11 protein-coding genes are annotated in these 7735 nt (G+C 71.5%); all 11 read left to right on the forward strand.

Annotation, left to right across the window (positions count from 1 at the left end):
• Positions 1-421 (forward strand): PEPxxWA-CTERM sorting domain-containing protein (locus Q0R13_RS16220; protein WP_293905788.1); only part of this gene is annotated, 421 nt, incomplete at its 5' end.
• 102 nt (positions 422-523) lie between these two features.
• A complete protein-coding gene (locus Q0R13_RS16225; RefSeq protein WP_293905790.1) occupies positions 524-1333 on the forward strand; it encodes an enoyl-CoA hydratase in 810 nt (269 codons plus the stop codon).
• Between the two features lie 4 nt (positions 1334-1337).
• A complete protein-coding gene (locus Q0R13_RS16230) occupies positions 1338-2081 on the forward strand; it encodes an SDR family oxidoreductase (RefSeq protein WP_293905793.1) in 744 nt (247 codons plus the stop codon).
• 102 nt (positions 2082-2183) lie between these two features.
• Positions 2184-2669, forward strand: a complete 486-nt coding sequence (locus tag Q0R13_RS16235) for a hypothetical protein (protein ID WP_293905795.1) — start codon at positions 2184-2186, stop codon at positions 2667-2669.
• Complete coding sequence (locus Q0R13_RS16240) at positions 2666-3430, forward strand: hypothetical protein (RefSeq protein ID WP_293905797.1); 765 nt, start codon at positions 2666-2668, stop codon at positions 3428-3430. Before Q0R13_RS16235 ends, Q0R13_RS16240 begins: the two co-directional genes overlap by 4 nt.
• The gene (locus Q0R13_RS16245) at positions 3427-4359 is read left to right on the forward strand and encodes an ATP-grasp domain-containing protein (protein WP_293905799.1); all 933 of its coding nucleotides are present in this window, start codon (positions 3427-3429) and stop codon (positions 4357-4359) included. The genes Q0R13_RS16240 and Q0R13_RS16245 overlap by 4 nt, the downstream gene beginning before the upstream one ends.
• A 28-nt stretch (positions 4360-4387) precedes the next feature.
• Positions 4388-4600 (forward strand): hypothetical protein, encoded by a 213-nt coding sequence (locus Q0R13_RS16250; protein WP_293905801.1) that lies wholly within the window; start codon positions 4388-4390, stop codon positions 4598-4600.
• 150 nt (positions 4601-4750) lie between these two features.
• Positions 4751-5713: a sensor histidine kinase gene (locus Q0R13_RS16255; RefSeq protein WP_293905803.1), complete on the forward strand. Its 963-nt coding sequence runs from the start codon at positions 4751-4753 to the stop codon at positions 5711-5713.
• A 160-nt stretch (positions 5714-5873) separates the two neighbouring features.
• Positions 5874-6443: a peroxiredoxin family protein gene (locus Q0R13_RS16260; RefSeq protein WP_293905805.1), complete on the forward strand. Its 570-nt coding sequence runs from the start codon at positions 5874-5876 to the stop codon at positions 6441-6443.
• A 63-nt stretch (positions 6444-6506) separates the two neighbouring features.
• A complete protein-coding gene (locus Q0R13_RS16265; protein ID WP_293905807.1) occupies positions 6507-6875 on the forward strand; it encodes a hypothetical protein in 369 nt (122 codons plus the stop codon).
• An 87-nt stretch (positions 6876-6962) separates the two neighbouring features.
• Positions 6963-7238 carry a type II toxin-antitoxin system ParD family antitoxin gene (locus tag Q0R13_RS16270; protein WP_293905809.1) on the forward strand — a complete coding sequence of 92 codons (276 nt, stop codon included), beginning with the start codon at positions 6963-6965 and terminating at the stop codon, positions 7236-7238.
• Positions 7239-7735 lie beyond the last annotated feature (497 nt).

The following is a 7735-nucleotide window of genomic DNA, read 5'->3' on the forward strand; positions in this document are numbered from 1 at the left end:
CTACACCCTTCGGCTGTTCAACGCCGACGACCTGGTGTCGGCCTACGTCGCCAATTCGGAACACCCCGACCAGTTGATGCTGCAGGCCAGGCTGGGCGAGGATACCGGGTTCGTCGACATCTCGAAGTTCATCCGGCCTGGCCTGAACAACATCACCTTCACCGACTTCAACGCCGGCGGGGTCTGGACCTACGGCTTCGACCTGAAGGCGGACGGCGTGACCATCGACGCCGGCGTCTGCGGCGTGGTGGGCGTCAGCGGCTGCCGCGACAACGACATGACGGTGGGCCTGGTCTTCTCGCAGGACCCGGGCGTCAAGCCGCCAGCCGTGCCGGAGCCGACGACCTGGGCGCTGCTGGTAGGCGGCTTCGGCGGGGCGGGCGCGATGCTGCGCCGCCGCCGCGCGGCTCAGGCGGCCTGAGCCACCGCAGCTGAGTCACCGCGACCTCGCAACGGCCGCACTGGCTGGCCGGGCGACGGCGGATGTGGAAGGCTGCGCCATTCCCTGCGCCCGGAGCCCGCCATGACCGAGATCCTGTATGAGGCGCTGGACGGCGTCGCCACCGTCACCCTGAACCGGCCAGACCGCCTGAACGCCTGGACCGGGGCCATGGCCAGCGGATTGCGCGAGGCGATGGCGCGGGCCGAGGCCGACCCGGCCGTCAAGGCGATCATCCTGACCGGCGCGGGCCGCGGCTTCTGCGCCGGGGCCGACATGGGGATGCTGCAGGACATCAGCGCGTCCGGCGAGAGCGAGTCGCGGGCCTTCGCGCCCTTCGACCCGACGGCGCGGCCCGACTACCAGCACCCGCAGACCTGGCTGGCGGCGGTCAGCAAGCCGATCGTCGCGGCGATCAACGGGCCGGCGGCGGGGATGGGGCTGTGCCTCAGCCTGTTCTGCGACCTGCGGTTCGCCGCCGACAGCGCGATCTTCGTCAGCGCCTTCTCGCGCCGCGGCCTGATCGCCGAGCACGGGACCAGCTGGATGCTGACCCGCCTGGTCGGCCATTCGCGGGCGATGGACATCATGCTGTCGTCGCGCCGGGTCAGCGCCGCGGAGGCCTATCGCATGGGCCTGGCCGACCGGGTGGTCGCCGCCCACGACCTGATGGCCGAGGCCCGCGCCTATGCCCGCGACCTGGCCGAGAACGTCTCGCCCCGCTCGATGGCGGTGATCAAGCGCCAGCTGTGGAACGGACTGCTGCAGGGACTGGCGGAGGCCATGACCGACGCCGACCGGGAGATGGCGCTCAGCCTGAAGAGCGACGACTTCAAGGAGGGCGTGGCGCACTTCGTGGAGAAGCGGCCGGCGCGGTTCCCGGCGAAGGTCTAGGCCCATGACCATCCTGATCACCGGCGGCACCAAGGGCATCGGCCTGGCCATCGCCGAGCATCTGGCGGGGCGCGGCGAGCCGCTGGTGCTGGGCTGGCACGCGGACGCCGAGGCGGCCGAGGCGGCGGTGGCGCGGCTGGCGGGGATGGGCGCCGAGGTCGGGGCGGTGCGCGCCGACGTGGGCGACATCGGTGAGGCCGGCCGGCTGGTGCGAACCGCCGGCGAGGCCGCGGCCGGGCCGCTGCATATCGTCCATAGCGCCGCGATGATCTATCCCACCGCCCTGCTGGCCGCCGACCTGGCGACCTTCACCCAGGCCATCCAGACCAACGGCCTGTCGCTGCTCTACCTGGTGCAGCAGGCCCTGCCCTGGCTGGACCGGGGCAGCAGCATCGTCTTCATCACCAGCGCCGGCGCGCGTACCAGCCTGGCCAACTACGCCGCGCTGGGGGCCGGCAAGGCGCTGGCCGAGAGCCTGGTGCGCTACCTGGTGCCGGAGCTGGCGCCGCGCGGGGTGCGGATCAACGCCGTGGCGCCCGGGTTGGTTGCGACCACTTCAGTGGCCCGGATGGCCGGCGGGGAGGAGGCCGCGGCCCGCGTGCTGGAACGCGGCGCCCGGGCCAACCCGTCGGGCCGGCTCACCGAGGGCGCGGACTATGCCGCGGTGGTGGACTTCCTGCTCAGCCCGGCGGCGGGGTTCGTGCAGGGGCAGGTGATCCACGCCAACGGCGGGGCGTGGGTGGGGTAGGACGGGCAGTCCCGGAGCTTGACCTTCCGGCCATCCTGCGTCTCAACTTTCGCGCGTAGCGTAACAACTTCGATGGGCAGGCAACGTGCGAAGGGATTGATCATGGCCAAGCGACCTTTCCGGGAAGCCCGGGCGGCGGCGAGCGACAATAACGGCGGCGACGGCGGCGGCGGTGGCGACAAGAGCGAGTTCGAGGACAAGGTCCACCAGGACGGCGACATCTTCAAACAGCGGATCGACGTGCTGATCGGCAAGCTGATGAACCCCAAGCCCGAGAAGGACGAGGGCGCCGAGAAGTTCGGGGCCGACAAGAGCCGCAAGGACTCGAAGGACAACAAGCACGAGAAGCTGGAGAAGGAGCACAAGGACCTCCTGAAGGAGTTCGACCACGGTGGGATTCACGGCGGCATTGGAACGCTGCCGGTGTTCGGCGCCTTCGGTGAACCGGCCGGCGCGCAGAACGCCCAGATGCTGGCGCGGATCGCCGCCCTGGAGGCCGAGATCGGCGCCCTCAAGCACTTCATCGGCAAGGACCAGCGACCCAATATCGCCAAGGGCGCGCTGAAGGACGAGCCGGACCAGCAGTGACCGGTCCGGACGGTCCGGCGCACGGCAGGACCCTGGTGATCTGCCACGACTACGACGAGGCGGCGGTCTGGGCGCACGGGCGCCTGGTCGCCGGCGGCGGGGCTTGCGAGCTGGTGCGCAGCGGCGAGCTGGACCTCGCGCCGGGGTGGAGCCACCGGATGGACGGCAACGGCGACGCGGTGTCGATCCGGCTGGCCGACGGCAGGGTCCTGGAGGGTTCGAGCTACACCGGCGTGCTGAACCGGCTGGTCACCGCGCCCGGATCGCTGGCCGCCTTCGCCAGCGAGGAGGACCGCGAGTACGCCGAGGCCGAGGCGGTGGCCTTCGCCATGAGCTGGCTTGGGATCCTGCCCAATGTGATGAACCGGCCGACGCCCCAGGGGCTGTGCGGGGCCTGGCGGCACATCACCGAGTGGCTGCTGCTGGCCGGCCGCGCCGGGCTGGCGACGCCGGCCTACAGCCAGACGGAGCGGCACCCGGCCGGCACGGGCTATGGCTCGCTGGCGCCGCAGGACGCGCCGCGCGCCGCGGTGCTGGTGATCGGCGACGCGGCGATGGGCGAGCCGCCCTCCCCGGCGATCGGGGCGGCCTGCGTGCGGCTGGCCCGGCTGGCGGAGGCCGACATCCTGGGCGTGGAGCTGTTCGAGGCGGGCGGCGGCGGGTGGCGGTTCGGTCATGCGACGGCCTTCCCGGACCTGCGGATCGGCGGCGAGCCCGCGGTGGCGGCGCTGGCCCGGCGGCTCTCGGGGGCCGCGGCATGATCCTGCTCTGCGGCATCCCTTCGGAGGGACCGTTGAAGATGGTGGCGGACCGGCTGGCGGACGCCGAGGCCGAGGTGGCCTTCTTCAACCAGCGCCGGTTCGCCGACTGCGCTATCACCCTGTCGGTGGCGGACGGCGAGGTGGGCGGCGAGTTGCGCCTTCAGGACCTGGCGGTGGACCTCGGCCAGGTTCGCGCCGCGTACTCGCGGGTGATGGACGACCGCTTCCTGCCGGAGTTGGCGGACGAGCCGGACGACTCGCCGCTGCGCGCCCGCTGCCGGGGCCTGCACGACACCATGACCCAGTTCATCGACGTGGCGCCTGGCCGCATGGTCAATCGCAGCCAGCCCACCGCCACCAATATGTCCAAGCCCTACCAGGCCCAGCTGATCCGGCGGCTGGGATTCCTGACGCCGCAGACCCTGATCACCACCGATCCCGAGGAGGTGCTGGCCTTCCGGGCGACGCATGGGCGAGTGATCTTCAAGTCGATCAGCGGGGTGCGATCGATCGTGCGCACGCTGGCGGACGACGACCTGCCCAGGCTGAACCGCATCCGCTGGTGCCCGACCCAGTTCCAGGCCTTCGTGCCGGGCACCGAGGTCAGGGTGCACGTGGTGGGGACCGAGACCTTCGCCGCCGCCGTGACCACCGACGCCACCGACTATCGCTACGCCCTGCAGCAGACCGGCGAGGCCGCCGCGCTCAGGCCGGTGATCCTGTCGGACGAGCTGGCCGACCAATGCGTGCGGCTGACCCGGGCCCTGGGCCTGGAGATCTCCGGCATCGACCTGAAGGTGACCGACGACGACGAGGTCTATTGCTTCGAGGTCAACCCGACGCCGGCGTTCAGCTACTACGAGCACGGCGCGGGCCTGCCGATCTCGGCCTCGATCACGGCCTTCCTCATGGCGGCCGACCGGGCGTAGCCTGCCGCGGGGAAACGGGAGGCACACCATGCGGCGCGCATTCAACATCGTCATGCGAGGAGTCAGCAGCCTGATCGGGGTGCTGATGATCCTGATGGGCGGAGTGTGGATCCTGCAGGGCTTGAACCTGGCCTTCCGGGTCGGCTTCATGGTCGGGGATCCGCACTGGACGCTCTATGGCGCGATCCTGGTGGGGGTCGGGGTGTGCCAGGTGGCGTGGAGCAATCTGCGGCAGGGGTGACGGGTCAGGCGCGGGGCGCCGGTCGCGCCGGCCGCCGAATGTGATCGGGGGTTGAGTATGGCGCCTCGTCCGGGTGCGGACTTCGCCACCACACGCTAGGATGGTCGCCGTGAGGGCCGGGCCGGATGGGGCGCGGCCAAGAGTGCTGGCGTGACCGATTTCCTGGTGCAACGGATCGCGCGGCAGCCGCGCAGCCTGGCGGCGCGCATGGCGCTGGGGCTCGGCCTGGCGGTCGTCGGGCTGGGCGTCCGGCTGGCGCTGCAGCCCTATATCGGGGTCGGCGCGCCGTTCGGGAGCTTCGTCCTGGTGGTGCTCGCGGCCAGCGTGTTCGGCGGCGGGGCAGCGGGGGCGACCTGCACGGCCCTGCTCAGCGTCGGCGGGGTGCTGATGCTGGCGCCCGTCGTCCAGGGCCAGGCTGCGCGCCGCGCCGTGCTCAGCGTGGCGTTCTTTCTGGCCAGCAGCGGCTTCGTGATCTGGATCGTCTCGCTGCTGCGCGCGGCGCTGTCGCGCGAGGTGGCGGCCCGCGAGAGCGAGCGCCTCCTGAAGCTGGAGCTGCAGCACCGGGTCAAGAACACCCTCGCCGTCGTCCAGTCGCTGGCCGACCAGACCTTCCGGGGCGCGACCGACACCACCGCGGCGCGCCATGACTTCGCCGCCCGGCTGGCCGCGCTGGCGGTCGCCCACGACCTGCTGGTCGAGGCCAGCTGGCGCGAGGTGACCCTGCGGACCCTGGCCGAAAAGGCCCTGGAACCGTTCCAGCCCGCGCCGCGCGAGCGCCTCAGCCTGGAGGGCGAACCCGTGCCGATCGCCCCCGAGGCGGCCGTCGCGCTGACCCTGTGCCTGCACGAACTGGCCACCAACGCGGCCAAGTATGGCGCGCTGTCGGGCGCCGGCGGCCAGGTACGCCTGGCGTGGCGGGTGGACGCGACGGCGGGGCGGCGGCGCCTGGCGCTGACCTGGCGCGAGACCGGCGGCCCCCGCCCCGCGCCCGGCGACTACCGCGGCTTCGGCGCCCGGCTGCTGACCCGGGCGCTGGCGGCGCAGCCGGGCGCGGAGGCGGACCTGAGCTTCCCGGCCGAGGGCGCCTCCTGGACGGCGGGGTTCGACCTGTGAGGCGGCGGCGCGGTTCTACTGTCTGACCTTTTGCAGGCGCAAGGGCCGGTTCCGGGCGATCAGCCTGCGTCGCGCCCACGCGAAGGAGGCCCGCCGCCACCGGGCGCTGTCCGGCCGTGGGCGGCGTGCCATAGTGGGCGCTCAACCGGAGCTGCCCCGCATGCCGACCCCTCGCCGCGCCCTGATCCTGGCCGCCCTCTGCGCGCTCGCCCTCCCCGCCGGGCTCGCCCGGGCCGACGCGAGCTTCGGCCCCAAGGTAGGGACCCGCGCGCCGGACGTGGGCGCCCTGCCCGACCAGGACGGCAAGGCCCGCACGCTGAAGGACGTGGCCGGCAAGAAGGGCGTGGTGCTGGTGTTCTTCCGCTCGGCCGCCTGGTGCCCGTTTTGCCAGGCCCAGCTGATGGCGCTCAACGGCGGCGCGGCCGACATCGAGGCGGGCGGCTACCGCATCGTCGGCCTCTCCTACGACCCGCCCGAGGTGACCAAGGCCTTCACCGAGAAGCGGGGCATCACCTACACGCTGCTGTCGGACCCGAAGTCGGAGGTGATCGACCGCTGGGGCCTGCGCGACCCGCAGTACAAGGCGGGAAGCCGCGCCTATGGCGTGCCCCGCCCGGCCATCTTCGTCATCGACCGCAAGGGCGTGATCCGCGCGTCCCTGGCCGAGGAGACGTACCAGAAGCGGCCGCCGGTGGCGGAGGTGGTGAAGGCGTTGGAGGGGGTGAAGTAAGGCGGGGGCGGGACCGGGAATTGCGTTGCGTGCCGCATCGCCCGCCCGCACGGTGAGCCCCTCATGGGGGGATCAGATATGTCGGCCGTTCCACTGGCGCTGCTGCGCACCGAAAGCGAGCTGCCGTTCGTCGGCTATCAGGAGGGCGTGCAGTTCCAGCTCGTCCAGGCCAATATCGAGTCCGGTTACTGGGTGGGCTGTACCTGGAGTACCGGACGAGGTGAACGTCGCCGGGGCTCGGTCCATACCCTGCACGTGCCCGCCAGCAACACCGAGGTCACCGACGTCTGGTTCGTGATCCACGGCGCCAACCTGAATCTGGACGAGGCGGGGAACGTGGAGTCGGTGCTGGACGCCGGCGCCGCGCTGGAGATCTACCGCGCGCAATGCGCGGCGGCGGGGCATGCGGCGCCGGCGGTGATCGGGGGGTAGCCGAAGGGCGGCTGGAGGGATGGATGACCTCGGCCCTGATTCCGGAGTATGATAACGTCATACCGTCCGGATTGATCGAGGCGCCCCATGTCGGCCATTGCGAAACGCACCGTGAGCCTGCCCGAGGAACAATCGGCCTTCATCGACGCCAAGGTCGCCGCCGGCGATTACGCTTCGGCCAGCGAGGTCGTCCGCGCCGGCCTGCGCGCGCTGAAGGCGCAGGACGAGGCCATCGAGCGCTGGCTGCGGGATGACGTCGCGCCGACCTATGACGCCATGGCCGCCGATCCCGGGCGGGCGATCCCGGCGCACGAGGTGCGCGCATCCCTGCTCGCGCGCCACGCGGCGCGCACCGCCCGGTGATCCGCGGGCCCGTGGTCTAGGGGCCGGAGGCGCGAGACGATCTGCTCGCCCTCTACGACTGCCTCGCGGACGCGGCCTCGCCGCAGGTCGCACTCGCCTACGTCCAGCGGCTCGAGGCCTGGCTGGCGGCGTTCGACATCGCCCCGGAACGCGGCACGCGCCGCGACGATGTGCGGCCCGGCCTGCGGATCATCGGGTTCGAGCGCCGGGTGCGCCAACGGATTGAATGCACTGTCACCGTAACTCCCCGCGACGATATACGGCCCGGCCTGCGTATCATCGGGTTCGAGCGGCGGGTGCGCCAACGGATTGAATGCACTGTCACCGTAACTCCAAGCAGTTGCTCCGCCTAAGCTCATTTCCGGCTACGACGCTAAGCGCTCCTTGTGACGCTTAACCAGCGCTGGGCATCGAGCAGCGGTGCCCCCAGCATCACTTTAAGATCAAGAAGACGAGCAGAGCCGCGATAATCCAGCCGGTCACACGAAGCGACTTTA

The sequence above is a fragment of the Phenylobacterium sp. genome, from assembly GCF_025351295.1.
GTDB lineage: Bacteria > Pseudomonadota > Alphaproteobacteria > Caulobacterales > Caulobacteraceae > Phenylobacterium.